Consider the following 26481-nt stretch of genomic DNA (forward strand, 5'->3'; position numbering starts at 1 on the left):
GTATTCGTTGTTATCGTTCACATTGCTTATATTTTCAGCAACATGATGTATATCGCTATTGATAAAACACATCTTACGATTTCGAATTGTACCTGTATAAACACGGTACAGCCCGAAAAATCGGTTTATACATTAAACTGATGGGTTTTAAACGGGCTGGAATCAAGGCGTTCAATTCTTACTGTAATCTATTTGTGTATTTTAACGACTATAACTACACATTGGGCAGCAGTCCGGAACATATTTGGATCACCAAGTTGTATGATCAAATGCAGAGCATGGACGAAATCAACATGATAGCCGCCAAATTTACAGATGAGATCCTCGAACGAATCAACATCCAGTTAGAGGATCTTTAGCTCGCTCCGGAAATTTTATGATAAAGGCGGATGGCACTTTCCTGCGATGCCATCTTAACTGAATTGGCTTCGAATTGCTTGGCATTGTTTTCCATCAAGTAAGTTAAGCCCTGTATGAAATTTTCAGGAATGGGTTGTCCTTTTTTGGCCATTTCCTGTCGTTTTTTCAGCCATTTTTCAACTTTCTTTCGGACTTTGGGGAAGTTATCACGGTAAAGGGCAATATGCTGCAGTAAGGTACCACTGATGCTTCGCAAATCGCAAAACGTGTCCGCATAAAAAGATGGCTGCTGGGCCAATTCGTATAACTCGAGGGCATAACGGGTAAACTTGGGTTTATTTAAACGGTACAAGGGGTTTGATGGAGACGAATCATCAGGGGAATAACCTTTTGCTCGCAGCACCGCGACATAGTCCTCCACAGCGGCTTTATGTTGCAGCTTGACCAGGAACCTGATGAGCGTCAGCTTTTCTTCCGGATTGCTTTCCTCAGCCGCTTTTTGCAACAACGTTTGCTTAATTGTTGGACTGCCGGCGGTGATGAACTTTTCAATAAGTGCTTGTAAAAAATAGGACGTCGATGTTTCCAGCAATGGTCGCAGCATTTCCAGGTTGCCCCCCAGGCGCAAATAAGCATTTAGCAACTGGTAGTCATCCTTTACAGTGCCATCGAGCAGGTAAACCCGAAATAATGGTACTGCTCTTTTCACATCGTGTGTTTCCAGGAACTTTACATAATCGTCTAATAGCTTCTGTCCCGGAACTTGCAGGGTCATGTTCGTCAGAATTGCCTCTGCCGTTGTTTCAAAACCAATTACCGACTGCACAAACGGAATGATTTCAATCAACTGGTCATCCCATCTGAATGTGTTTAACATGTCCTCGTACAGCGCGTTCGGATATTTCCGAATATCCAGGTAACGTATAAAAAAGGAAAAAATTTCCGACGTCTTATCCATAATCCACCCCCCGTAAGGAGTCCAGCTTATCGCTTCCCTGAAATTTACAGTTGTTGCTGCCTGGTCGCACCAGGCAAAGATCGGCTGCCATTGATCTGTTGTAAGTTTGGCCTGCGGGTGATGCAATAAATAATCATGCAACCGGTTAGGCAATCGCAGTTCGAAATCTGTTAGAACTTCCCGGGTGACATCTTGCAGGCTAACCGTGTGATTTTCGCCACGCAGATCGATAATATCCCTTGCAATTCCGGAAAAGTCCGTGCTCCAGAAATCTGCTACAGTATCATTGTACCGATCATCAGTAGTCAACGTGTCTTTACCGAAGGCATGAAAGATCATTTCAATTTCGCTTAGCATTACAGACTGGTCAAATATCGCTGCCAAGTCCCTGGCTTGAACCTCTTCCATCCCCGGCATCTGGCGCTGAGGCCGCCGGGGGATCTCGTTCAAGGAAAAGGCAACTCTTATATAATCAGCGTTGACATTGTTTTGCAGATCCATTTGTTGATGGATATCCTCAATGGTTTGCTGATCTATCCGACCGGCCTCCAGTTCCAGCACCAAAAAGTCGACGAATATAGTTGTTCCTAATATTGCCACGGTTCGCACGAGTGAATAATCCCGGTATCTACGCGTACCAATCATTTCTTTCACGACCAGATCCAATTGCCCGGCAGCACTGAAATAGCTTAGAAAAGCCTTATTAAAATTAGACTTCTGTAGTATTTCGGAATGATGTGCTATAAAGGTTTGCCGGATCGCCTTCGATAATGATTCATCTTCGGTATATGCTTTAGCTTTTTCGAGGGCTGGTTCGTAAACTTTACTGAAGTAAACAGAATAAGCGAACCTGGAGAAATCGGCTGGGCCGGAGTTAAAAAGTTCAGTCAATCCAGCCGCAGTATGGACGCGTTGCAGCGCATTGGACACTTCAGTAAATTCATTGCTCAGACGATTGCTTCCCTGTCTCTTGTTGAGCCGAGGCATTTCATCAGCTTGGAGGAACCGTGCTTGTTCCAGTAAGTAGCCAACGACCAAATCCTGGTGACCGGTTATCCATATCAGGGTAAAAAGCTGGTAGCGCACCCAGGTGTCTTCCGACGTTTTAAATTTCTTGAAGACTTTGAGAAAAGCCGCCGCAGAAATATCGAAAAGGCCGCCAAAGCCAGCAAGCGCTGAGGCATGTAACTCGGCATCATTTCCTTCAAGGATGCACTCGTAACGTAGTCTGAAGAGTTTCCGGTAGTTTGGATAAGCTTTCAGATGATAAAAATTTGCAATAGTTAACGCATTCATTTTGGATATGCTATCACCTGAATCCAGTTCCGCCAACAAGTAATCAAAAATTTGCTCACTTTCAGAAAAGCTGGCCAGATCTTCATACCGATAGATCTGCCGGTTAATTCTGCGTCTTTCGTTTTTAAATTGTACAAAAATGCCGGAAAACAGGTCGAACTTTAACTGGTCGGGCATTTTCTTGGGGTCAAGCGCGATCAACAGGTCTTTGTTTTCTTTCGCTAGCCAGTTAAATATCGTATTTATCAAAGCGGCTTTTTCAGGCAGGATATCGATCACAAATGCGAGGGTATTTACCCAGCTGGGTTTTATCCTGTCAAAATCCGGTTCTACCCCAATAATTTCTTTAATCTTCTTGAATTTTAATTGCGCCAATACTTTTGCCGCGAGGTATTCCTGCGCATTATTATGGGTAAATTTGAACACTTTACTTTTATCGTCAGTGCCCTGGAAGAGGTTGCCTGCCTTAAGTACCTTTCGGTAATCCTTTTTATCCGGTAATATTAAATGAAGATCGCTGCTGCTCACTTGGTTGGTACCTTTTGCTTCCATGACAAAGGCAACCTTGGTAAAAAGTTTAAATAAGGCTAACTCGTAAGGTGCTCGCTCTTCCGGCTTCAGTTTACCCACATCCATGCGGATAAGGTCAAATATTTCGGATTCAAACAATTTGCCTTTACTGTCCGCGATCTGGTGACCGTTACGGAATTGCTGCACCAGCTTCACCAGATAATAGGGAGCATGCAGCAAATCACTGATCTTTTTGCGGTTGACTTCCAGTAAGAAATCTTTCTTGTTTTGCCCAAGGTGTTTATCCAAGTATTTTTCAATTTCTTGGTTTGCAAGCGGATCAAGCTTGTAGGAGGAAAAATCTGTTAAGGTATTGTAAGCGGAGTTTTCGGAATCTGTCGTGTAAAAATTGGTACGGCAGGAAACGATGATACGGCTCTTCGGATAACCTTCTGCGAATTGAAGGATCGCGTCAATCGTTTCCTTCCGGTTCTTGCCCCGTATTTCGTCCAACCCGTCCAGGAAGACATAAAGCTGATCCGAAGGGATTCGATCGATCTGCGGTATTCGCTTATGGATAGGGCCGTTAAAATGGTGCCCGAAAATAATGCGGTGGGCATGGATAGAAGGCTTTTGAGATAATACATGTGCCAGCCTAATCAGTTCAGTCGATTTCCCGCTAAGACCCCAACCCAGCAACGCAATCCGGGTATGTTGCGTTAACACTTTTTCCAGCGTGTCATGATCTAACAGCAATTGTGCAATCGAATCGCCGCTGGAAGGGGTTACGGTTCGCAGGAGGTAACCATCGTAATCATCATTTTCAGGTTTTGGGGGTGGTGGTGCCTGCTGTTTGCGTACCTTTTTCAGCCATTTATAAAGCAATTTGATCTCCTGCGGCTGGGCCTCATCATTCATACTGCCCCGGCGCAGGTAAACGCGGTTAGCCATCAGCGTATTCGACTGATTTACCGGAACAGACAGATATTTTTCATGGGGATGTACCGGGATTTCAATAATACCGTATTTTAATTCCCGATAAGTGTAAATATAACTTTTGAACTTCGGTGCCGGGCTAATTTTACTTCTGGCTTTTTCCTGCAAAGCGGCATCGTCCATGATTTCACTTATACCATGATAGACTTTATCTCCATTTGGCAGCAGTTTGATCCCGAAAATCAGGTGGGCGGTTTGCTCCCGAATCGTGTTAGACATGGAAATTAGGTCTTTCAAAAAACCAGCGTCACCTTTGCCAGAATTACTGAAATCATAAAATGTCTTTTTGAAATCTAAAATTTCAGTTTCAGGATTGTTTAGTAATTCTGCAAATAAGGCGTCATTCATCGGTTAACTTAGGGTTGTAGGTTCTACAAAATTGTAAAATTAAATGTTACTGTGATTGGGTTTACAAGCAATTTTTACATTGAATTGCTTGTAAACGCACTTTAGCGTAATTTGAATATTTCCAAGGTCCGGCGAATCATGTTGCATCGCAAAAGCAAACTGGTCCAGTTTTTCAATGGTAGAACTCATCGCACTGAGATGGAACCAGTTATTCGATCCGGAAAAGAATACATTATTCAGGTCGATTGGGTGTATCTCGTTTTTGTAAAAACATATGGCCGGCCAAAGAAAATCAAAATCAAAGGGTTCAATTTCATCAGGCAGTCAATCCTCATCATAATCACTTTGCTGGTAGGCCATCATCAGGAATACCAGTTCTTCCTTACTAAGTTTCCCCGGATCTACTGTACTTGCCAACCTTGCCAGCGTCTTAATTTCCGGCAGCGTATGCTGGAATAACCATTGCCGAACCAGGCTTTTCACCCATGCCAGCGTATCGTCGGCGAAGTATTTGATGATCAAATCCGGGAATGCCAGGAGTTTATGTTTGATCATTTTACCGTCAATGACATGAATTTTGAAATCAACTTTTTCCTGTGTTTTGTTCAGATAATCCCTGGTGTCTTTGGTGGGATGGGTATTCGTCATCAGGACAAAGTGTTTTACCCGGTGCGCCGTCGCCCAGCCGATTTTACTGACAAGTTCAGTCATAGGTATACCGCCGGTGTAAAATTTGCATTCAAAAAACCACTTTTCAGTATAGGCCCCCAGCAATGGATTGACTACTGTAGCCAATGCTTCAATGTCCTTACCGCCATCGGCACTGCCCTGATGCCAGATCATATCGTGAAACTGGTACTTCATCAATAGATCGAAGCATAATTCTTCAAATCTGCGCCAGTCAATACGATCAAAGTCAATGTCGGTCTCTTCAAAGTTCATAGAGATTAAAGATAGTATTTACCCCGTTGATTTCTTGATGTGGGACAATCAAAATTTGTTTAAGTGAATTGGGCTGATCAGCGAAACAGTACCAAGAAAAGCGAAAATTAACCGGCTATTTGCAGAGCAGGAAAGGATTATCCTAATGGTATTGTTAAAATATAAAAGAGTGTAATATTTATCAATTCCTTGACAAAGCTAAGGTTATGGCCCCGTGTTCATAAAAAGGCACTAGTGAAGCAGGGATCTCATTCTTCTCAATTGTCGGTGCAAATGGAGATGCATTTGGGTACTGGACACTTCCAAAAGATTGAAGAAGCAATCAAGTAGTCATAAGAGCTGCCAAAATTTTTGTCTTCATACGTGATATTCTGATGCTTGCAAAATATGCTTAGATGACATTCATGATCCTGTCCGAATTAAATTCGCTTTCTCAATATACGTACAAGTAGTAGTTTAAAGCAAGCGATGTTTTGGTATTACCAAAACTGCTTGCCGGGAATACCCGGATCCGCTGCTTCACTTCGTTCAATCAGCATAAAACGTCAAAAAACAGAAAAGCGCTTCGGCTAATGACGCGTCTTTTGAGATTGTAACGTAATGAAAATAATTGGCCAGATAGACATGCGTATATAGCTCTTAAATTGGATGTCAATTCCCATGTGTGCTGAAATCAGAATGGCGACTGTTGAACTCTTAGGAAAAGATGCCGAACCTTTTTGTATTGAAGATTTGCTGGGTCATTGCGGATGAGTGCTTCGTCAATAGTACCGGTAATTCTAAGGAAAGTTTGTACTTTGTCATTATATTTACCTATCAAAAAACCTAAACGCATTGATTGTAAACATTGATAAGACTAAATTAAGTGACGCTCCTTATAGATCCGACCGTAAGAATGCTTTTGCATTTGAAGACAACGAACTTGTTGAGCAGATCGTTCTGGAATTAACCCACGGGATGCCATCGTCCTTCCTGGTATCCGGATACAGAGGTGTCGGTAAAACATCATTTGTAAACCGCGTCATCGAAAAACTGGGTGCTGAATTTATTTGTGTCACTATTAATCTGGCCAAATATGATGGTTATCCGGTTCTGTTAAAAAAGATGATACGGGCACTCTATCTTGCTTATGAAGCAAGGGAGCCGAGTGATAGCCCAAAGACAAAAGAAGGGTTGCAGTTCGACCAAGAGTTTAAATTGTTATATGACAGAACGTTCCACGAGGTCGTCCGCAACCATACCCTGAATACAAAAAAGGAATCGAAAAAGGGCACAGAAGCAGAATTTGACCTAAAGAAAGTAATCCCAATTGTGCTTACTTTACTCTCGACCACAAGCCTGACCTTCAACCTGATCGATTATAAAATATTAAACTATTTCGTTTTTATCCTGTCTCTTGCGTGGACCTGTATAAGTGTTTTTAAATTTAATTGGTCACGAAGCCAGGATGATTTGGAAATAGAGGAAACTGCCCGGAAAAGTTTGTATGATGATAATATCGCCGAGCATCACTTATTAACCACATTGGCACAGCTACAGCAACAGGGTATTAAGGTGCTCATCGCGTTTGATGAGCTGGATAAAATTGAAAAAACCGAAGAAGTCCTACCTGTAATTAATGACCTGAAATTTTTGTTACTGTCCGGGTACGCCAGTTTTTTTGTGATCGCCGGACAGGGACTTTATTATCAATACGAACGCTCAGGTTTACTCGATGACCGGGTGATCAGTACATTGTTTTCCAAGAGTATTCATATTCCTTTTCTTAAATATGCGGCGCTTAAGCGATACTGCCTCGAATTGGTCAGCGATGAAGGCCAGCGGTCGGATGTCTTGGTAAATGACCATTTCGATTGCCTGATCCTTGCTTCCGGCCGCATTCCTAGGAAGCTTGTTAACTTGATTCGTGACCAGGTCCGCTGGAAAAATGCACAGGCATACCTGACACTGGAAGAAGATCAGATAAACCTCAATAAAGAAACCCGGCTTTTGCATGCATTGACCCGCATCATGGATAACAAGTTGCCAGATATTACGACAGACCAGGTTCGCATCAGTTTTTATATTGCCCAAATCTATTTATGGGTCATAAGGATGAAACAATATAATGAAGCGCGTTTTCAATTGAGCGCAGTGATAAATGAGCCGGCCTACCAGGGTAAATATCCGGACACTTTTATCGGGCCTTTGTGGGCAGTGGGCGAACTACTGATGGATGAATTAGTCAAAGAGGCGATTTTAAAAGTTTACCATCCTGACGATCATGAAGAAGAAAGCGATTATTACTGGTCATTCGGGATCAAAAATCAATCCAAAGACTCAAGCGTACCAAAAGACGATCATGGCAATGTGCAACTACCCTCTATAGACCCGCAATTTGTGATCGATTTCGCGGATCTCGAAGCCCTGATGCGAGAAATCTATTTGGATATTGAACCTTCAGATACGCAACGTGGGAAGTATAGTTTCCCGCAACTGGTAAATCGCCTTATCGATATTGGTGTACTGACCAAAACCTGGTATAGTTCCAATAAGGTAGAGGAATTGGTAAGTATAAGGAATAAGATTGTTCATGGTGAGGGCATTACGCAAGAGGAGAAAAAAGCCGTACAAAATGCGGCATTTACGCTGAATCGCCTGCGGGCAGAAGTTGTTGACGATTTTATCTTCTACATCACTCAGCGCTATTTAACTGCGTATAATGTTAAACGCGAGCAGAACGAATTTGATTTTACGGCAAGAAGAAATGGTCTGGTAATTCTATTTGATGTCAAATATCAGCAAAACGATCAGGACAACGAGCGGACACAGTCTGAACTTATGGATAAGCTCGCAAATGCCGGTTTTACCCAGTCAAATGAAATGTATTTTATACGCTTTGTTTTCCGCGGAAATCGGCGATTACCTGTAGACGATCTTGACTCCCGTTCCACCACACCAGTTAGCAACGAATACGCTGAGATTAAGGATCGTCTCGCATTCTTTTACCTTCATGGTGAACAGGAAGGTAAACTAAAGGAAGAAATCGAAAATTGCCTTGGTATAGCACTGGGACGAGCCAACTTACCACTAAATTAGGGTCAGCACCAATATGATAAAGCATAATCAGGAGCAGTATTATTATCAACTAAAAAGGAATAAAGCGGATGATCTTTTTATTTACCAATATGATAAAGCATAATCAGGAGCAGTATTATTATCAACTAAAAAGGAATAAAGCGGATGATCTTTTTATTTATCCATTGTCAATTCTGATGGAAATTAAAGCTCTTACAAACGATTCTCTTTTTGAACTGCTTTTCAAGTTTCTTTACTTAAACTTAACGGCATTAACTGTATGCGGTGGAACAGCGAACTTCGCGAGTATCATTCGGAATCAAAAAAACACATATACCCTACCCGCTCCTTTCAATGGGATGTGAAAGGCTAATGGCAATAAACGCTAAAACGGAAGGGAAAGCCCCAATTGTTAATTAATGCGAAAACTCTTCGGTGATCCTTTTCCTGATCTCCAGCAAACCAACCGTGTCAGAAAGGCTATCTTCCGACTGGCCGGGAGTGATGTAATTCGCAAAGATCACGATACACGAAAAAACACCGACAGCCGGGACACAGATATATATCGGCCATTTCAGGGATGGGGATAATTTAATGATCACATCTTTCAGGGAATATATCACGATGATCACTAAGACCAGCGCCAGTAAGGCCAGGGAAACCTTTACTTTGGCTTGTTTAATAGCTTTGTTCCGCATCGCCTCCGTCGCCAGGCTAAGTTCCAAAATTAGTTTACGAAATTCTTCCAGCCTGGCCATTTGCGCATGACAAAGCCGCAATCCATCCGGTTCCTCATGATCTAGCAATAGCCACTCACAAACCTCCGCCGGTAAAATAAAGAAGTATTTCTGTATTGAGGGCTTGAAGACAATTTCCAGGAGTTTTTCCATTCAAACCAAAGCTCAAAACTAATAATTTTCATACTCCGTTGAGGTTATAAAAGCGATTTCCATCTCCGACAAAGCGCCGACTGGTTACCGGCCCTCAAAATACAAAGTAAACAGACGACGAAAGGGCCACGGCTATGCCGTGGCCGCCGGGCAATTCTCCGCCCTAAAGCGGTTCAAAAACAAATATATCAGCCTCTATGGCAGACAGGTATTCCACGATCATGGGTTTGACAACCTCCCAGTCCAGTCCTCCGTTACCACAACCTAAAGCTGGCATGGCGAGGCTGTCCACCGGGTTTTCAATGAGGTATTTTTGAAGGGCGACCAAACCCGATTCGATATATTCATAGGTTGACGGCTGCTTCCAGTGTTGTTTGGTAGGGAAATTAATAATAGTCTTCTCACCACGCAGCAGATCGTTTTCATGAACTATCAGAAGCTGGCCCGTGGTCAGCTTTTGATGCTTACAGGCATCCTGGTACACTTTATAATTCAGGGGAAAAGTATTTTTGAATTGCAGGGCTATCCCCTTTCCCATCACACCCACGGTATTCACTGTATTGACCAAAGCCCTGGCATTACTCTTTAATAAATTACCCTGTGTAAAATGTATCATTGTGCGGTTTGTAGCTCCAATAATAATAGCTTTTGATAAATATCACCCCAATAAGTTGCCAACACTTCATCAGTAGCTGCAAAAGTGGGATCAGCGTGGCGGTAGTGCCGGTAATCATCAGCCTGTAAAAGAGCCAGTTTTAGGTCGGTCACCTGTATGACCCTGCCGTTAATATCTATAATTTCCATTGCATTTAAATTAAGCCACTTTGAGCGGTTGTGTCCTGAACTCTTTGAGATTGAGAAAAAAGCCACGGTTGAACAGCATGCCCTCCCGGAACAAAGACCATAACAGTGACGCGCCAAGGTTGGCCAATGCGGAGTTGATGAACAAATCTTGTCTGGTCAGGGCTTCCGCCAAAGAACATGATGGTGTATTGTCTGCCTGTTCGGAACTAACCAAAAGCTCTTTAAATTCCTCGGTAACCAAAGGTAATTTGCCAACAGGGTTGTACTTTTTAGATTCCGGCTGTTTTACTGCGCCCACGGTAGCTATTAAAACCTGCCCGGTATCCCTGCTGTTGCCAAAATCCATCCAATATACCGGCCTGTTGCGGTGGTTCGGCATATGACGGTGATAGGTTTCCAATATCTCCGCTATTTCAAAACGGGTGTTCACGGTGTCCACGCAGGAAATGGTCATAGTCGCCACTCCCTTTTCCAAAGAACAATAATCCTTATCATATTTTTCGGTTACCGCTTTCCAGTTCGTGCCGAAGAAACGGTTGATACGATTAACCAGTGCGACCGACTTATATAACCCTAATTCAGCGGTGGTAAAAAGCTGCCTGCCGAGGTTAGCCCTATCTACCCTATCATCATCAAATACGGTCACCATCAGCCCGGGATGGTTCAGGGCTATAAGGGCGTGATTCATGCGTCCGAGGGCGGTCAGCAACTGGCTTCCGGTACCCCCTGCCCCAATGAGGTTAATAGAAACGGGGTTATAAGGTTGCAACAATTCTTTTTCAACGATATGCACGGCAGGTTTAACTGCTATTTGTTTTTTGAGATTTTTCATCGTATAAGATGGTTTAATGAGGTATTTGATTTGACTAAAATTTCCTGCGGAAAGTCCCTGCCTGTAGCTACCTGCTCCTGCCAAAGATGAACGATATTTATATTGGTACTGCTGTTGCTGTGGATGGTATGGCTGAAATAGCTGTTAAAGAAATAGCTTTCCCATTGCGCCATGAAATCTTCAAGGGCGGTGTTGCGGTCGATATTGATCACGACTGTCCCCATGCAAACGTTGCCGTTCATATGGATATTAAAATAAGGCGCATGATAGAGGGACGTTTTAGTAGTCGGCTTGCTTTTCCCTTTTACAGCAAACACGTCGAGCCTGTCTTTGGAGGCTTTCCATACCATAGCCGGGATATGCGCTTTACCTGACGGGATGCCAAGGCTGTCCACAAAAAACAAATTCATTTCTTGCGGTGGGGTATACCATACCGCAAAGCCATTGGTCAGCGGGTTGATATAAATCACTTTACCGGGCAGTAAGCCCCTGCTTTTCAAATAGGCACCTTTCAGTTCCTGCGTACTTTGCAATAATTCGTTAAGAGATTGCATTTCAGGAATGGTGAGCGGATGCGCGTTGATGGGGTTACCCTGTTTCCCGATATCATAGCTTTCGACGTAAATTTCCTGCCCGCTTTCCCTGTGATGGTAATTACTATCTTCCTCCTGCCCAACCGATTGGTATATCAATAATGCTTTGATAGGCAGGTACTGGTCGTTAAACTGTTGGCTCACGTTCTTCATGGTCGTATTGATGCAAAAGGGTTGATAATTTATTGATAAGGTCGAACAGCCGGGTCTCGAAGTCAAAATCTTCCGGTACTGTTTCGTTCATGGTATCGAACAATTGCACAGCTATGGGTTCATCCATGACGACTATTTCCTGAAAATTCGTATTGATCAAATCGTCGAGGGTATCGGTAAAGCAATCGTTTCCGCTCCAATAGAAAGAAATGTATTGCTCCGCCCGGATACGATCCTCTTCTTCGGGATGGTAGAGGTCAGGCCGGATGTGGTCAAAAACAGAGCGGTCGGGATACTGCTGATACAATTGGAGAAAATCAATCGCTAAAAGCGCCCATTCCAAATCCTTTTCCGGTAAATCGGTGTAGGCAATGACCACACTTTCCATGCGTTCCATCCAACAGGGATTACTGATTGATCTTAGAATATGGATGCCCGCATTTTGCATGAGGTAGAGCGTATCCAGTTCCAGTTCTTTAAACTCTTTTTCATCTTCATCGTCCCCGTCCATTTGCTCGGTTACCCATTCAAACAAGGTGTCATACTGGTATTTGAGGTAACTGTTGTCCTCCGCATAAAACGGTATTTTGACGACCTGGTACAGGTAAGCGAACAGGGCGGTAACCAGTTCCGCTATAGGCTGCTGTTCAGCCACCTGTCCCCAATGCCATAACGGCCTTACCGGTACATAGAATAAGGTACTTCCCGTATTCATTCGTTTCAGGGTTGCCAGTGTTGCTATGTGGTCAACGTCCTGAACGATGATACATTCCATTTTTTTATCGATGGCTTTGATTTGCCCGGCTACGCTTTCCCACGAACTGAAAATATTCTGCGGAAAAGCAAGGGAAAACATATCGGGTATGTGGAGGTTATAGTATGAGCAAATATTAGAGAGGGAGCGGAAATATTCTATTTCCGCCCTTCCCCTATTACCTTTAAACACCCAAAACGGCAGGAAACGATGGTTCAGAAAACCATTCCGGCTATGCCTTGCGGTGCGCTTCGAAGCGGGTTGCGTTGTACCTCCCCTGCGTCCGGCAAGCGGTTTAGTTTGGCGACGAACGCCCCGAATGATTGCTGTATCCTCCATTGGTCTGTTTCCTTTTCTATTTTGATATTCCGGTTTATTTTGGCCTTCCCGTTCATCCCTTCGTCCCCATCGTTGTTTCGAAGCGGTACAGTACCTCATCGTCCTTAATTTCCGGGCCGGTGATTTTGGCGGTGGTCAGGATGGGGTAAGTATTGGCATAAAAGTTCAGTACAGCGACCATACTGAAATCAGCACCGGGGTCGGCCAAACGGACATCCTGCCCGTTATCCTTATGCAGGAATACCCTGCTTAAAGTATTTACTATCATGTTTGGTAGGTTTAATGTTTATAAATCCTGGCTGATACTGTCATAGATTTTTTTGCGCTTGGCCAGTTCATCCGCTTTTTCTTTCAGTTCCTTTACTTTTTCGGGGTACTCGTCAACCGATGGAAGTAATGCGATGGCTTCCGCATACTTAAAAGTCTTGGCCAGTTCAGCGATTTGCAGCATGGCCTCATCATAGGCTTTTTTCTTATCCGCTTTCTGCTGTTCCTCCGCCTGTTTATTGCTGAACAGGTTTTCGCTATTTGATTCATTATCCTCATCACTTTCCTCGGCCCCTGTTTTGGCCTTGCCATTTTTGTTCTTTTTGTCCTGTTCCTGTTTAGAAGCCAGTTTGGCATCGTCCAGTCCCTTTTGGTAAGCATCCATATTGGCAAATAATTGGGAAGTCTGTTTTAAGGGTGTGCTGACAGCCTCAAAAAAGCCCTCATCGAGTTCCCCGGCGTTTCCCCTTAAAATCATGGGCTGAATAATTTTCCCTGCTTTGTCCGACAGCTTATCATTGGCGACCATCACCGATACCACCAAATTTCCGTTTGCCCCAAAGCTGACTGCTATTTTCAGGTCGGCAGTGATGCCTAAACCTGCGATATGTTCAAAAAAGTTCGTTTTCATGTGATTGCTTGTTTTTCCTGTTCTTATACATTTTTGTTCCCCTGCCCTTTTTATATCGGGTCGTATACCCGTTATTTTCAATGATCGACCTCAAGGTATTTTCCGCTTGCCTTGCCTTCTGTGCATCTTCTGCACTCATCAGCAAAAGGTCGGTATGGTCAAAAAAGCGGAGCGTGTTGGCTAAGACCTTTAAAGCCCGTCTTTCCGTCTGATTAGATAATATGCTCATGTGTGTTGTTGGAGGACTTCCCCCTTTGTTAATGATTAATTGATGTTATTTTCTACTTTAAGCAGGGCAACCGCAGTTTTCCTTTCGAGCAGGATATCCAGTATTTCGTCGAGAATCTCGTATTCCATCCCCTCGAATAGGTAAGTTTCCGTATCGAAACTATAGCAGTACTGGTCAAAATCCTCGATTTCAAGCACGATATCTGAAAACTTACCATCATCGAAACTTGCCTCACCATAAATAAGGTTTCCCATTTCGCAATACTGCATGATGAATGAAGTGTCGGTATAAATAGCGATATGCTTCATTACGCTGATATTCGGCACCCACCGTGTCTCATAATAAAGTACATCTTTCTCCCACCGGATATCGAACAGGTAACCTGTTTCAGCGGTCACAAAACCGGGAAGCTGACCTGCCCCGGTACTTTTTTCTTTTTCTGCCATTCCGCTGAATAACTCTGCCAGTTCCGATAACTGTGCTATGCTTCCCTTAAATTCTATCCTATTGTTACACCAGTTTGCCATATTGAACTTACTTATTGATTAATAAAAGCAGGTTTAAGGCTTATCCTGCATGCCCATAAGCTTTTTAGAAAGGCAGGTCATCATCGCCGGAGCCAGTCACATCGGTATCCACCGCTTTGGTTTTCTTAGCAGGTTTACCCGCTTTTCCGTCCCCCGCTTTTCCGGCTTTTCCCAATAGAGTCAAATCGTTCACATGAAAAGTGATGATAGCTTTTGCCTCGTTGTTGGCATTCATCCATGCATTAACCCCTAACCTGCCATACAATTGCACCTGTGTACCTTTGGTCAAAAATTTGGCTACCCCTGAATTTAGCCAGTAGGCACAATCCACATAGGTAGTATCCTCTGCGGTTTCCCCGTTCCTGCGGTAACGGTAATTGATGGCCAACCTGAAATTGGTTACCTTTTTGTCATTTTGTAATTCCTTAACCTCTGCATCTGCGGTTAATCTGCCTGTGATGATTTCCATAACATTTTTGTTTTTAATGAACTATTAATTGTTTACTTCTTCTCTCTTGTCCGTTTGTCTGTGTGTGTATTTTTAAAAGAAAAAGGGAAAAAAGAAAGCAATAAATAGTGCCCGTGGCGGGAGACAAAAGGAAACGGAATAAGTGCCGGAGGCTGAAGACGGGAGGTATGAGCGGCTGAATTATGCCGTAGTCTTTTTTCGTACGCCTGGGGTTTCGGGCACGAACTTGGCTGCGCTTTTTACCCGTTTCGTTTAAAATACGTTCATCAATAAAAATCCCCAACGATAACTCCGTTAGGGATAGCAGTGGAAATCCTTTGAAAAAGATTGGAACGGGGAGCCTGGGCCGGAGGCAGCGGCATAAGACAGAACAGGCAACGATTGGGAAGCAGTTGAAATGCTAAGCTCAAACGGCAGCAGAATTTTAGTACACACCTAACATGCCCCTGCTTTGCCGGATTTGTTGTTAAACAGATAAGCCTTAAATGGATTGCTGCAAGTAACTATCAATCTAAATACTAATAAAAAGTACTTGCGGTACCCGTCAATGGGAAATCATATATTCATACAAAACTGGTGTACATTTTGGGGAGTTCATTTTTCACATGTAGTATAAAGCGAACTGATTATTTCCCAGGCCTGTTCATCACTTTCGTAGCTGATTACGTGCTGATAATAATGATTTATCAATCGGCGGTTAAACCAATTAATATAGGTAACCTTTGGGTAATTGTCATAGAGATCGGTAATTATCTTTTGATATTCCGTCGATGCTCTTTTAAACAGGTCTTTGCTTTTTACCGCACATTGCCTGACAAGATCTTCCATAATTTCAGGAAGTTCATTGTGTTTCCTACCATCCAGAAAAGGCGCGACCTTTCTTAATACTTCCAGGCATTGCGTCATCAGCCAATCCGGCTGTTCTTCAACCACAACCTTAAAGTCATCTGCTTTTAAGCTGGCAAAGTCACTTATTCTTAAGTTTTTAAAAAAATTGTCAAATTGAAAAACTATAGCGTTCATAGAACCAAGTCGAATACCTTTTTTTATAAGCTCATGTTTCCAAAATATCTCATGACCTTCAATCACAGGGTTCAAAAATGAATTGTCTATAATTTTTATCAACTTTTTTCGATAGGAAGAAAATTGTGCGAGATAATTAACAACCATCAATTCCCAATGGTCATTGATGGATTCCAACCCGGATAAGAAGTGATCAAAAATATCAGGTGTATCTGCCAATTTAATAATCATCTCCACTATGTATATTTTGTAACGCCCTGCGCAATTTTTATTATCCAACATCTGAAGCATTTCGGGAAGCCCTTCTTCATATTCATAATACCGGCATATATAAGCATGATTTGTTAGAACCCGAATGGAAAGTTCCCGACGCTGAAGGTTCATTAATACGCGGTTTTTAAATCTTGCAGGATTTGTCCGCTCATGAATAAGTTCAAACAACCTCTTGTATTTTTTTTCTTCAGCCTGGGTATCATAAGCATAACCGTCAAAATCAAACAATAACAGATCCAGCTGCAAATCTTCAGGCAGGTCAATAGCTCCGTGTCTGTAGTAGTTTGACAACCGAATACCTGCGTCATTTAATGTATAGGAATCGTTTTCAACATCAACTACTGCTTCGTTAAAATTGACAAACGGCATTATATTTTTTTCCAAGTAAGTCGCGCTTTCTGTTAGTAACGAAGCCGGCAGCAAGTGCTTTTTGTTATGAATGAGATATTCTTCCACCTGCTGGAAACGATACCATTCCCAGCCATCCGGCGTAAATATTTCTTTAAATACCGTATATCCACCTGTAATTTTATACTCACTGATCACTCTGAAAATAAGGTTACTGTTCACCTTTTTCCTGATTTCCTTCCTGTCACTGTACTCTATCTGGTATAACCTTTCCTCATCGTCATCGTTACCCTTTATCTCCCTAATGAGTTTATAAACCTTTTTTGCCTCATTTAGAAATAGGTCCCGATCTCCTAAAAGCAGGATGTCTCTTTTTTCCCGCTCACTGTTTATCTTATCCCAATTAACCGACTCTGTATATTTGAATTTGTTGCCATATCGCTCCAATAGTTTTTGCTGAAAACGGTCGTGCTGAACTTTATCCCTATCTGCGAAGGCGTACCTGATCTTAAAGATCTGCACATCGCTAAGTTTTCCATTCTCGTATTTCTGAAATATCTCACCATCTAATGACTCGTTGTACAGATCAGGCAAAAAGTAATTCAATTTGTCTTCGTTTTTGCTCCACAAAAACTCCCAGAAATATCTTTCCTTCTTATCAAGTAATTCAAAGAATAGCACCGGAGTACCCCATTTTTTCTCTGTGTGGCTGTGAAAATCCAATGTTATCAGAAAACGCGTAAATGGCCCCATTAAAAAATCGCTACCACGGCTCTTGTTAATCTCACCCAATAAGATATAAAGCTTATTTATGAGGGTATTTTCTACAGGGAAACCTGTGCGGCCTGCAATATTCTCCAGCGTTTTCCCATTAGTAATTAAATGATCAATTACGCTTAATGCGTTATCCGCGTCCAAGTGGGTTAGGATAAAATTCATATAAACGTACTCCAATCCTCCACCGACCCTTGCTTCGTGGTTCGTTAATACTTCATCGCTATGAAGTACATAAGCGAACTCGTCTCTGAAATCAGCATTATCAATGTACTTAATCACTGCCCCCCGGACAAATTTGTGGTCGATCAAAGAACATTTTTTGATAACGGAATCCAGTATGCTTTTTTAAAAAAAACGGTACTGCGTAAGTATATCTATCAGCCTGTCATATACCTCGTATTCTAAACCAGGGGTTAAGATCAGTCCGTTAACTAAGCTTATTAACCGGGTTCTCGATCTTTCAGATATAAGCGTTTGACGATAAAAATGAATGATATCAAGAAGACAGATTCTATGATTACTTTCCGGTCCAGCTTCCAGTTCATCCAATAGAAACGTAAAGGCCTCCTCACTGTAATTCACGAAATCACAGAGTTCTTCCAGCCGGTAATCAGCACTCAGATAATAAATCCTGTCAGATTTTCCTTTCAGGATAATATTTTTAAATATCAGTGTCCTGGTTCGGACAGCAATTTTTTCCTTCTCAAATTGCAGCAGAACAGAAACATTCGCTTCTTTAATTTTTTCCAGCAATGTTACGAATCGTTCACTTGCAATCGGCATCAAAGTGAAAAGGTAGTTGACAGTATTCATCATTTTCGGCTTTAGCACCATCCCTCCATCCAAATAAAAAATTATTGGCGCCAGCTTCCCCCATTCGAGCCCAGATAGCTTTTCCGCAGCTAAATATTCCTGGAAATTATTATGATCGAATTGGATGGTGGTTTCTTTACCTGATTCGTTAACCCGAAATAATGAGCAACGCCTGAGATCTTCGATATCTACAGGCGGAAATCGTTTTAATTCGGCTAACTCAATAGAATTACGTCCCGTCAATGTTAGAAACATCGCCATGGTTGAAGCCATAACCATAAGCCGGCTGATAGGAAGCTCCTTTCCGAACTTATCGCGATCATTGCTTGTTTTGTTGATAATGATGTCCCGGATAAGATCAGCTTTATTTTTAGGGAGATCCTGTGCCCCGGCGATAAAAAGTTCAGTTAAACCTGACAGATAAAATGGATTTTGTATGATATCCTTAAGCCAGGGTCTTTGTATAAAACGTTCAAAAGATTTTCGCAATTGCCGGTCAGGAAGCCGCTCCAGCGTGTAACTTTTAATGTCCGTATCATCCAAATCATTAAGTGTCAATTCTGTTAATTTGTTGGCCGGGTCTATACCTTTACCAATTTTATCGGTGTAGAAATTTTTTCTTATCGATGCGATAATATGGATGTCGCCGTTGGCTTGTAAAAAATTGTTAAAGTCAACAATAAAAGAATTATACACATCTGCCGGAACTTCATCCAGACCGTCAAAGAGCAACAAAAGCCTGTCTGGCGGAAGATCTCTCCAATTTTTGTAGAACGTAGTGACATAGGACTCGAGATCTCCTTTGAAGTTTTTCAACCAAATGAGTACCGGGTAAATGCCTTGATCATTCGTAGAATATTGATAGGCAATATTCTCCATCTCCTTTGATTTGCCAAAAGCGGCTTCGGCCTTGAGAAGAATTTTGCACGGCCTGAATTCTGCAAAGCAACCCTCTATATAGCTATAAAGATCCGTCGTGTTATGAAATGTATAATCTTCAAATTTATCAATTGCGGGAGGTATCGTTAGTCTACGTTTGATGTAAAAATTAACTGGTGGGTAAATTTTCTTTTTGAAATCGAAGGCAGGTATGTGCCCATCGCGATATCGCTTTAGTGAAAAGAATGTACAAAATTCAAATGGCCAGTGTTCTCCAAAAGAACGTTCCACCAAGACCGGTTTATCTCTGAAAAAATTATCCAGCTCCGGGCTTCCAATTTTCTCCAGGGTTATCCCTGTTTTTATTATTCGGCTCTTTTGAGATTCAAATTCATCAGCGAAAGATGTATTTCCTAAGGCGTTAGAGCTGAATATCACAAAGGCTTCTGTCCGCTCGTGCCAATCCCCTTTTTCCCAAAGCTTTATTGCTTGGTTAAGATCTCCTCCCGTAAATGATTCTACTTTTTTACATTGAAATAGACGATACTTATCAACGCCCGGATTTCTTACGTAAAAATCAAACCCATGTTGTTTTTGCCCACGTTCACCGTAGTTAGAACAATGTTCTTCGCCATACTTTTCACATAAGTAATCAAAACACAGAGCCTCAAATTCCTCCCAGCTGAGCAAATTATAAGGTAGTGTCCTGAGCTGTTTATTCATAGGCAGGGGAAGGTCCGGTTTATTCATTGGTATTATAAGTCAAAATTACACGCGAATATAAACATACAGTTCTGTTCGGTGGCTGTGCGATCAAAGAGGAACGCCTAACGACTATGACTCAGAAAATTCCATTTTCTCTCGAAAGCCGCGCTACGATATAGCCTTCCCGAATTTCCAGGTATATTCTTATCCAATTCTAATAGCTACACATTGATAAACACCGAAACTGTTTTGATGACCAAGCAATATTACCGTTCGATACTTTTAAGGTTTGAATTTGTAAAGCGGTATAGTACATTTACCACTTATCGCAATAAAATACGTTATGCCCGACCAGGTGATCAGTTCGATTTTATGTATTGGCTCATTTAATCTTTCCTATGCCATCGAGGAAAGAATAGAACGACAACAAAGTTTCACCACAGTCACAGACGCTGATCCAAAAGGAGTGGCAACTGACGGGATAGCTTTATTATGCCTAAACAAAGGGTTTGGCTTTGAAAATTTCCAAATCACGCATGTTTGTCTTTTAAAGAAAGGTTCGCGGGTTGCTACCAATCAGGTCAGGTTTAAGGGAACAAACGTGATTCCACTACCTGCTATTGATTCCAAAGAAGTAATAGCGTTACTTCCCAGCCGTTTTAAAAAACAGGCGGAAACGGCCTTTTCAACGTCTTATACCAAAATATCTCCAAAGTTCGGTGAAGAATTATATAAAGCGATACTGAAGCTGTGTGAAGAACAAGCAAAAAAAATCGAACAGTTAAACGAAAGATTAAATGCGGTTATGCCAAGGGATACGAGGCCCCGTCATACCGATGCTGCTGCTGAAAAGGATGCCTTAGCTATTTGCCTGGATATTTTTGGGGTTGACCGGTCAGAGATTATGCAAAGTTGGGGTTCCGATAATGGCACATTTGGAGATTCTTTTCTTTCCGGCCTCAACGACTACACCGCATATGAAGACGACATTATCAGCAACGATTTACATACACTCCCCGGCTGGGCGCTCGTCTCCGAAGCCATTACGGGTGTAGTTGAATTTGAAAACGGAGATGGCGAAAAACTCGTGGTCATCAACGCCAACAGGAAGCCACAGGAAAAGGCAATGGGCGTTGATCTGATCTATTTTCATAGAAAATATGAAGCCTTTACGTTTGTCCAATACAAAATGATGGATCAGAAAAACAAAGATTCAGACGAACAATACTATAATCCGAACCAAAAGTCACATACGGATGAATTACGCCGAATGGACCGTTTGCAAACATTACTTGATGAAGGCGAAAAAAGCACTTCTTTAAAGGATTATCGATTCTCCAATTCTTCCATTTATTTCAAATTATGTAAAAAACTGGAAATTAAAAAAGCCGATGCCGCAATTGCGACCGGCGCCTATATCCCCCTGCAGCAATGGAAAATTCTCATTGGTGATACATCTACTAAAGGCTCACGAGATGGCCATCAATTAGGTTATCACACGATCAAAAACAGATACATCGGTACAGGCACTTTTATAGAATTGATTAAAAAAGGGTTTATTGGTACAAATAATAATACATCAAAAATCGGTACTTTTATCGAAGCGGCGATAAAAGAAGGGCATTCGGTTATGTACGCTATAGATAACCGCAAGGAAAAATCATCGCCTCAACTAAAACGACGAAATATTACGACTGATGTATTTTAATTTGGATTCCTTGATTAGTTAGAAATGCCTGATTTTTATTTTCCTACACCAAAAACCTATGATTTTTTAAGGTCCCTCGCGCAAGGCTTCTGCATGGAGATTAGTGAACGCGGCGAAATTGTACTGATGATAAAAATGGAGCCCTCGGTTTTAATGGACATTATTAAAGGTTGCAAGATTACGTTAATCGCCACTAACCCCAACCTCAAACCCCGGGGATGTGTGCTTTATATTTACGACAAGCCAGGCGATCCAATATATTTTTCTGCAGGCTTCTTTGGTGAAGAAGACACGGTTTTTAACGGCTTGGACAAAGTAGTGACAGCATTGGTCCAGCAACACGACCAGATCAAACTGGTGCTCTATAATGAACTGAATCATCCGGTTCACACCGTAAATATCCCTATAGAAATGGATCGTGAAGGCTTTGACAAATGGCTGTATAACATTTACAATGCTGATAAATTCAGGAATCCTGAAAAAACACTTCCCAAACAGTCCCACGATCCAATACATGATCAGCAGGGTTTCGCCATTTCCCTATTAAATGCAGATCATTCTATGTTGGAAAAAATGAGATTTATTTCCCCCGAATATGGTGATAGCTGGCGACAAACCACGAATTCAGACGGCAGATCTTTTAAGTTCGATGATTACCAGTTTAATGGAAAACATGGAAACTTACAAGAGTTAAGCATAACCTCGCAGCTTTCCCGTTTTTTTAAAGTCGGCGTTGACCTTTTTCCTTCACCAAAATACGCCAATGGCCTGGAATTTACAGATTACATTATTATCGACAATAACGCTGCCTTGTTTTTTGAATCAAAATATGTTATCAGCGAAAAACAAACAAAAAAGCATCAAGCTATCCACAAAGCTGTTGTACAGCTGAATAAAGCGGAAGATTTAATTCTGGATGGAAAGCTATACTTGCTCGAAGAATCCATACAACATGCATTAGCCAAAGTAAAGCTTGTACTTAAAATATGCCTGGTTAATGACAAGACCGAAATAACTGATAAAAACGCAAAAGTACTTAGCGACGAATTCGACAAGTCAGAGCTTCCTATTTTCGTTTCTTTAACGGCTTTTATAGATCTCCTCGTCGCCCTAAGCCTCAAGAACGAAAAATTCCTCAGGTATAATATATTTTCCAATTTTATTGAAATGTTCAATTTGTATGCCAAATCAAATGATAAGATTCTATATAAAAATTCATTTAGTGTTGAAGGCTTATCTGTAGAAGAGTTAAATGAACTTGGAAGAAACCAATATTAAAGTTAAACTTTGATTAAACACGCTCGAAATCCATTTCTTTAAAATACTTTCTTATTGACCATCACGAAAGGCATTATCACCTGAACATTATCAATCTAAATACCTATTTTAACAGGGCGCCAATCAATATAAAACCTTAGTGATTTTAAATTGTGATAATTGACGACAAAGCATATGATAGCAGGAGAACAAAACGACCAATATGAAGCCCTCCTATTTGAATACGATCTGGCTAATCTTGCAAAAGAATTTTGGTTCAGGCCAGACGAGCGCTGGGAACTATCGATAGTTAATGCAAAACAGCTAACGGTGCTTTCTAAAGATTACCAGCCGGTCTTGTCCATTTCAGGAGCTCCCAAATCGATACATGCCATAAGGGACATCATGGATGAAAAGATGCAGCTTTATAAAAATAGGTCAGAAAGTGACAGCGTAATTTCAGAAAAGGACACAACGTTATTCCTTGTGGCCTTTAACCCGGAACGATTGCGAAAATGATGCCTATAGCATAATGTCCGACCGTTTTATGCCTGTGTCAATCCGCGACCTCCTGGACGACATGCGTCCGAAACGAAAACCTGGCAATAAGTGCTATATTCCTTGTAAAAAGATCTATGGTTAAACCGTTAAGTAATTCCGGGTTGATGTTTTTTTCAATATAGGTTTTGATCGGTCCGTACCTGGCGACGGCCAGAGTCAAACGAAAATCTTTTTCGACAGTCTCAAACAGCATGTCAATATACTGCTGGGCGAGCTCCGGACAGCCGATGACCATGCCCAATGACAATAATGTTGGTTTAAAGTCTCTCCCCGAAGGACTGGCTGGCGTCTTATATTTTTTATGCGATTTGATGATCCTGTAAATATTGACGTACCTGTTGATCATCCTGGGCGTTTCGCCGAAGAGACCGGAAACCGCTTCCATAAACGTGAGTTCTGCGGGCGTGAACTTGGCCCTGTCAGCTGCCTTGCCCGGGCTTTCTGTTACAGGCTTTTGAGAACTGGTTTCCTGAACCACCATCAGCCTGGCCGCCCCTGGGGAAACAACAGGCTGGTTCGCCACGGTGGTACCGGGAAGAACTGAAGGGGCAAGCGCGTCATGAGGGACCGGAGTGGAAGGCGCCTGTTGATCATCAGCATTATTCTCAACCACCGCAACTACCTGTGCCCTGTCTTTAGATGTCAGGTATTGGATCAGGCTTATGCGGTCCTCCTCCTGTACAGGTTTTATGGCAAACGGGATCTGGAAAATTTTATCCAGGTAATCAAAGGAGGTAATCTGGCGCAAGCCGGTTTTTCCCTTAAACTTGGCGGCAGATTTGAACAACCGTTGGTATTTTGTGTTCAGTGCATTATCCAGCCAGGTCGGATCCACACCAACTACGACAACAAACAAGGGAAACGCCAGCAACAGGTTGATGGCCTCAAGCACTTTAACAACCGTATTTTCATTACAGCGGTCAAGGTCATCGACATAAAGAACTATCCTGTCGATCTTTAACTTAACTTCTTTCGGATTTAAGATCTCTTTTTTCCTGGCCACACTAGCAGCGTGTTGTTCCCGGAGCAATTCATCCAGCGTTTCAAAATCTTTCCTTATCCAGGAGATCACACCCAACTGGCGACTGTACTGTTCTTCCTTGGCGCGGTGACTGATAAAATCAGAAAGCTTTTTTCCGGTAAAGATGTCGTCCAACTGTAGCTGCTTGTCGCTGATGTCTTTATCCAGCTTTTGAATATCGTCAGAAAGGTGCAACAAATGCCGTTCGGCTGCCGCCAGATCTGCCGGTTGTTTGGCCGCACGGGCATCAACCGTTTTCTTGAGACTGGCCAGACGCTCATTAATTGTTTTGATTGTCCTCAGGGCCGACTCGGCCCCGGCTAACAGCCGTGAAAGGAACAACGAACCGACCGCCCACCAACCCGCGAAACTGCCGGTAATCGCATCCCATTGTACCTTCCAGTCCATTTTAATTAGCAACACCAAAACATATACTACAATAGACAGCGACAGCAGGAGCCACCAGCGCAAACCCTGAAAGCTAACGAGGTGTTTTCCAAAAATCTGCAATTGTTCCGCAATGGATGACACTTTACCAATAAAGTCATCGACTTTTTGTTTTTCATCCAATATTTTTTCAACACCTTCATTATCAAGCGACTCAAGATCGTGCTTTACATTTTTATCTGAGACCCATCGTTTCAGTAATTCAAGTCCAGATGCATCTTTCAGCTTTTTACGGTTGTCGTCGCGTATGGAAGTAAGTTGATTGACCTCTTCCTGAATCTCCTGTTTTTTTCTCTCGGTCGCCGCCTTCTGCTGCAGCGTTACCTGTAGTGATTCGGATAACTTTTTGATCTCGTCCGTTTTTTCCTCTTTCTTTCCATAATTGACAAGCTCATCAAAAATATCAGTGATCAGGCTGGCCCACAGGTTGCTGTCCGAATAATGCCAGGAATTAAACCTAACTGAAACCACATTTTCCACAAAGCGGGGATCGGTTCCCTTGATCTTTTTGATATACGCATCCAGTTTTTCCATAAAAAAACTTTTTCCGGATCCCCAATTGCCAAACAGGCCTATTGCCAGCGGTGGATGGATATGCTCGAGACAGATAACCGTGCCAAGGGATTCGATGTCATCCGAGAAGGACAGCTTGTCCATGGTGTTTACATGATCGATGTCGCTGCGAAAATCATCCAGGTAATCACCGGGGCTCACCAGTTCGTTTTTACCACGATCAATGAGCAGTTGAAACAAAAAAGCGTCAAGCGGAAATAAAACGTTTGGATCACCTTTAATAAGGTTTTCTGCAAATGTAATATCCTCCTGAAATAAGTTCAGCGGGATTACTGCATCAAAGAACTGATCAACGAGAAAGTCCACCCGTTCTACGTTTGGATCCTCGCGGTTTAAACCCTTTGTCACTCTAAATATCCCTATCAGTGCCGCCATCGCGTCGTGTGCGTATACCAGCACCTCGTCACCTGTTTTAATCCGGCCAAATTGTTCGTAATCCGGACGTTTCGTGGTATGATCTTCCTGGAAAGAACTGAACATCACCTGTTGTCCGACTGAAAGAGATGGACGGTCCCATGTTTCCGGATCGATCTTTAACATCCAGTAATTTTTTTCCTGCGTTGTCTCTGGTTGTGTCGGACCAGGGTCTTCGGAAATGTCCGAATGTATTTCAGGTGTAATTACAGGGAAAGACTCGCCGGTTATCTCGGTTATCCGAGCATTTATTTTGTCGACAAGGTCCGGGTCGTCCCAAAAACACCCAGGTTCCTGATAGGGATAACTTCCAGATAACTCCCTTATCACACCAATTGCGATAAATGGATCATCTTCGGCCCTTAAGGATATATGCAGTTCATTTTCGAGCGCTAAATTCATGGACTGATCTCTGCTCCATATCAGCACAAGGAGATCCCTGGTGTTAAAAGATTCAAAATATTCGGCATCCTTTTCTTCAACGTAGGATTCTTTGATACTGTTGATCGTTACCTGGTGCCTAAAAGGCAGCAACTTGTTTTTTAACGTGTCAGCAAATTCGTGTTCATCGGGAGAACAAACAACCAGGATCAGTGCCATAGGTTATAGGTTAAATGATCAATATTTAGGATTTTAGGGGCTGATCAGCTGGTAAAAACACGAAAAACCTCTTAGCCCTTTCAAAGCATTAAATTAAAGATTAGAAATTAAAATATCGATAAAGCGC

20 protein-coding genes are annotated in these 26481 nt (G+C 42.2%); 5 read left to right on the plus strand and 15 right to left on the minus strand.

Annotated features, from left to right (window positions below):
* Window positions 1-194: 194 nt before the first annotated feature.
* Window positions 195-359: a hypothetical protein gene (locus ACFGVS_RS07975; protein ID WP_439698179.1), complete on the plus strand. Its 165-nt coding sequence runs from the start codon at window positions 195-197 to the stop codon at window positions 357-359.
* On the opposite strand, the gene ACFGVS_RS07980 is transcribed toward ACFGVS_RS07975, so the two are convergent.
* Together ACFGVS_RS07980 and ACFGVS_RS07985 are read right to left on the minus strand one after the other, a co-directional pair.
* The gene (locus ACFGVS_RS07980) at window positions 356-4468 is read right to left on the minus strand and encodes an RNA-binding domain-containing protein (RefSeq protein ID WP_439698180.1); all 4113 of its coding nucleotides are present in this window, start codon (window positions 4466-4468) and stop codon (window positions 356-358) included. The two genes, ACFGVS_RS07975 and ACFGVS_RS07980, sit on opposite strands and share 4 nt — an antisense overlap.
* 324 nt (window positions 4469-4792) lie before the next feature.
* Window positions 4793-5410: a restriction endonuclease gene (locus ACFGVS_RS07985; RefSeq protein WP_439698181.1), complete on the minus strand. Its 618-nt coding sequence runs from the start codon at window positions 5408-5410 to the stop codon at window positions 4793-4795.
* Window positions 5411-6244: 834 nt separating this feature from the next.
* On the opposite strand from ACFGVS_RS07985, the gene ACFGVS_RS07990 reads away from it, so the two are divergent.
* Window positions 6245-8488: a P-loop NTPase fold protein gene (locus ACFGVS_RS07990; RefSeq protein WP_439698182.1), complete on the plus strand. Its 2244-nt coding sequence runs from the start codon at window positions 6245-6247 to the stop codon at window positions 8486-8488.
* Window positions 8489-8883: 395 nt separating this feature from the next.
* Here ACFGVS_RS07990 and ACFGVS_RS07995 read toward each other — a convergent pair whose 3' ends face one another.
* From ACFGVS_RS07995 to ACFGVS_RS08050, 12 genes are all read right to left on the minus strand, one after another.
* On the minus strand, window positions 8884-9357 hold the full coding sequence (locus ACFGVS_RS07995; protein ID WP_439698183.1) for a hypothetical protein: 474 nt from the start codon (window positions 9355-9357) through the stop codon (window positions 8884-8886).
* A gap of 163 nt (window positions 9358-9520) precedes the next feature.
* Complete coding sequence (locus tag ACFGVS_RS08000) at window positions 9521-9973, minus strand: macro domain-containing protein (RefSeq protein ID WP_439698184.1); 453 nt, start codon at window positions 9971-9973, stop codon at window positions 9521-9523.
* Window positions 9970-10161 carry a hypothetical protein gene (locus tag ACFGVS_RS08005; protein WP_439698185.1) on the minus strand — a complete coding sequence of 64 codons (192 nt, stop codon included), beginning with the start codon at window positions 10159-10161 and terminating at the stop codon, window positions 9970-9972. Before ACFGVS_RS08005 ends, ACFGVS_RS08000 begins: the two co-directional genes overlap by 4 nt.
* 10 nt (window positions 10162-10171) lie before the next feature.
* Window positions 10172-10993, minus strand: coding sequence for a PRTRC system ThiF family protein (locus tag ACFGVS_RS08010; RefSeq protein ID WP_439698186.1), 822 nt, complete (start codon window positions 10991-10993; stop codon window positions 10172-10174).
* Window positions 10990-11739, minus strand: coding sequence for a PRTRC system protein B (locus tag ACFGVS_RS08015; RefSeq protein WP_439698187.1), 750 nt, complete (start codon window positions 11737-11739; stop codon window positions 10990-10992). Before ACFGVS_RS08015 ends, ACFGVS_RS08010 begins: the two co-directional genes overlap by 4 nt.
* Window positions 11714-12832, minus strand: a complete 1119-nt coding sequence (locus tag ACFGVS_RS08020) for a hypothetical protein (RefSeq protein ID WP_439698188.1) — start codon at window positions 12830-12832, stop codon at window positions 11714-11716. Before ACFGVS_RS08020 ends, ACFGVS_RS08015 begins: the two co-directional genes overlap by 26 nt.
* A 52-nt stretch (window positions 12833-12884) precedes the next feature.
* Complete coding sequence (locus ACFGVS_RS08025) at window positions 12885-13100, minus strand: PRTRC system protein C (protein WP_439698189.1); 216 nt, start codon at window positions 13098-13100, stop codon at window positions 12885-12887.
* Between the two features lie 18 nt (window positions 13101-13118).
* Window positions 13119-13730, minus strand: coding sequence for a PRTRC system protein E (locus ACFGVS_RS08030; protein WP_439698190.1), 612 nt, complete (start codon window positions 13728-13730; stop codon window positions 13119-13121).
* Window positions 13731-13994: 264 nt separating this feature from the next.
* A complete protein-coding gene (locus ACFGVS_RS08035; protein ID WP_439698191.1) occupies window positions 13995-14486 on the minus strand; it encodes a hypothetical protein in 492 nt (163 codons plus the stop codon).
* A 64-nt stretch (window positions 14487-14550) separates the two neighbouring features.
* A complete protein-coding gene (locus ACFGVS_RS08040) occupies window positions 14551-14955 on the minus strand; it encodes a single-stranded DNA-binding protein (RefSeq protein WP_439698192.1) in 405 nt (134 codons plus the stop codon).
* A gap of 594 nt (window positions 14956-15549) precedes the next feature.
* Window positions 15550-17685 carry a hypothetical protein gene (locus tag ACFGVS_RS08045; RefSeq protein ID WP_439698193.1) on the minus strand — a complete coding sequence of 712 codons (2136 nt, stop codon included), beginning with the start codon at window positions 17683-17685 and terminating at the stop codon, window positions 15550-15552.
* Window positions 17686-17721: 36 nt separating this feature from the next.
* Complete coding sequence (locus tag ACFGVS_RS08050) at window positions 17722-19818, minus strand: NACHT domain-containing protein (RefSeq protein ID WP_439698194.1); 2097 nt, start codon at window positions 19816-19818, stop codon at window positions 17722-17724.
* A gap of 298 nt (window positions 19819-20116) precedes the next feature.
* Here ACFGVS_RS08050 and ACFGVS_RS08055 point away from each other — a divergent pair, with 298 nt between their 5' ends.
* The 3 genes from ACFGVS_RS08055 (at window position 20117) to ACFGVS_RS08065 (ending at window position 23257) form a co-directional block, all read left to right on the plus strand.
* Window positions 20117-21481, plus strand: coding sequence for a hypothetical protein (locus ACFGVS_RS08055; protein WP_439698195.1), 1365 nt, complete (start codon window positions 20117-20119; stop codon window positions 21479-21481).
* Between the two features lie 24 nt (window positions 21482-21505).
* Window positions 21506-22759, plus strand: a complete 1254-nt coding sequence (locus ACFGVS_RS08060) for a hypothetical protein (RefSeq protein ID WP_439698196.1) — start codon at window positions 21506-21508, stop codon at window positions 22757-22759.
* A 174-nt stretch (window positions 22760-22933) separates the two neighbouring features.
* Window positions 22934-23257: a hypothetical protein gene (locus ACFGVS_RS08065; RefSeq protein WP_439698197.1), complete on the plus strand. Its 324-nt coding sequence runs from the start codon at window positions 22934-22936 to the stop codon at window positions 23255-23257.
* 37 nt (window positions 23258-23294) lie between these two features.
* Here ACFGVS_RS08065 and ACFGVS_RS08070 read toward each other — a convergent pair whose 3' ends face one another.
* On the minus strand, window positions 23295-26354 hold the full coding sequence (locus tag ACFGVS_RS08070; protein ID WP_439698198.1) for a P-loop NTPase fold protein: 3060 nt from the start codon (window positions 26352-26354) through the stop codon (window positions 23295-23297).
* Between the last annotated feature and the right edge of the window lie 127 nt (window positions 26355-26481).

The sequence above is a fragment of the Mucilaginibacter sediminis genome (genome assembly GCF_051903035.1).
In the GTDB taxonomy this organism is placed as follows: domain Bacteria; phylum Bacteroidota; class Bacteroidia; order Sphingobacteriales; family Sphingobacteriaceae; genus Mucilaginibacter.

Excerpts from the sequence above, each read along its gene's own strand:
- ACFGVS_RS07980 (WP_439698180.1), bottom strand. The coding sequence starts at position 4,468 with ATGAATGACGCCTTATTTGCAGAATTACTAAACAATCCTGAAACTGAA.
- ACFGVS_RS07985 (WP_439698181.1), bottom strand. The coding sequence starts at position 5,410 with ATGAACTTTGAAGAGACCGACATTGACTTTGATCGTATTGACTGGCGC.
- ACFGVS_RS07995 (WP_439698183.1), bottom strand. The coding sequence starts at position 9,357 with ATGGAAAAACTCCTGGAAATTGTCTTCAAGCCCTCAATACAGAAATAC.
- ACFGVS_RS08000 (WP_439698184.1), bottom strand. The coding sequence starts at position 9,973 with ATGATACATTTTACACAGGGTAATTTATTAAAGAGTAATGCCAGGGCT.
- ACFGVS_RS08005 (WP_439698185.1), bottom strand. The coding sequence starts at position 10,161 with ATGGAAATTATAGATATTAACGGCAGGGTCATACAGGTGACCGACCTA.
- ACFGVS_RS08010 (WP_439698186.1), bottom strand. The coding sequence starts at position 10,993 with ATGAAAAATCTCAAAAAACAAATAGCAGTTAAACCTGCCGTGCATATC.
- ACFGVS_RS08015 (WP_439698187.1), bottom strand. The coding sequence starts at position 11,739 with ATGAAGAACGTGAGCCAACAGTTTAACGACCAGTACCTGCCTATCAAA.
- ACFGVS_RS08020 (WP_439698188.1), bottom strand. The coding sequence starts at position 12,832 with ATGGAGGATACAGCAATCATTCGGGGCGTTCGTCGCCAAACTAAACCG.
- ACFGVS_RS08025 (WP_439698189.1), bottom strand. The coding sequence starts at position 13,100 with ATGATAGTAAATACTTTAAGCAGGGTATTCCTGCATAAGGATAACGGG.
- ACFGVS_RS08030 (WP_439698190.1), bottom strand. The coding sequence starts at position 13,730 with ATGAAAACGAACTTTTTTGAACATATCGCAGGTTTAGGCATCACTGCC.
- ACFGVS_RS08035 (WP_439698191.1), bottom strand. The coding sequence starts at position 14,486 with ATGGCAAACTGGTGTAACAATAGGATAGAATTTAAGGGAAGCATAGCA.
- ACFGVS_RS08040 (WP_439698192.1), bottom strand. The coding sequence starts at position 14,955 with ATGGAAATCATCACAGGCAGATTAACCGCAGATGCAGAGGTTAAGGAA.
- ACFGVS_RS08050 (WP_439698194.1), bottom strand. The coding sequence starts at position 19,818 with ATGAATAAACCGGACCTTCCCCTGCCTATGAATAAACAGCTCAGGACA.
- ACFGVS_RS08055 (WP_439698195.1), top strand. The coding sequence starts at position 20,117 with ATGCCCGACCAGGTGATCAGTTCGATTTTATGTATTGGCTCATTTAAT.
- ACFGVS_RS08060 (WP_439698196.1), top strand. The coding sequence starts at position 21,506 with ATGCCTGATTTTTATTTTCCTACACCAAAAACCTATGATTTTTTAAGG.
- ACFGVS_RS08065 (WP_439698197.1), top strand. The coding sequence starts at position 22,934 with ATGATAGCAGGAGAACAAAACGACCAATATGAAGCCCTCCTATTTGAA.
- ACFGVS_RS08070 (WP_439698198.1), bottom strand. The coding sequence starts at position 26,354 with ATGGCACTGATCCTGGTTGTTTGTTCTCCCGATGAACACGAATTTGCT.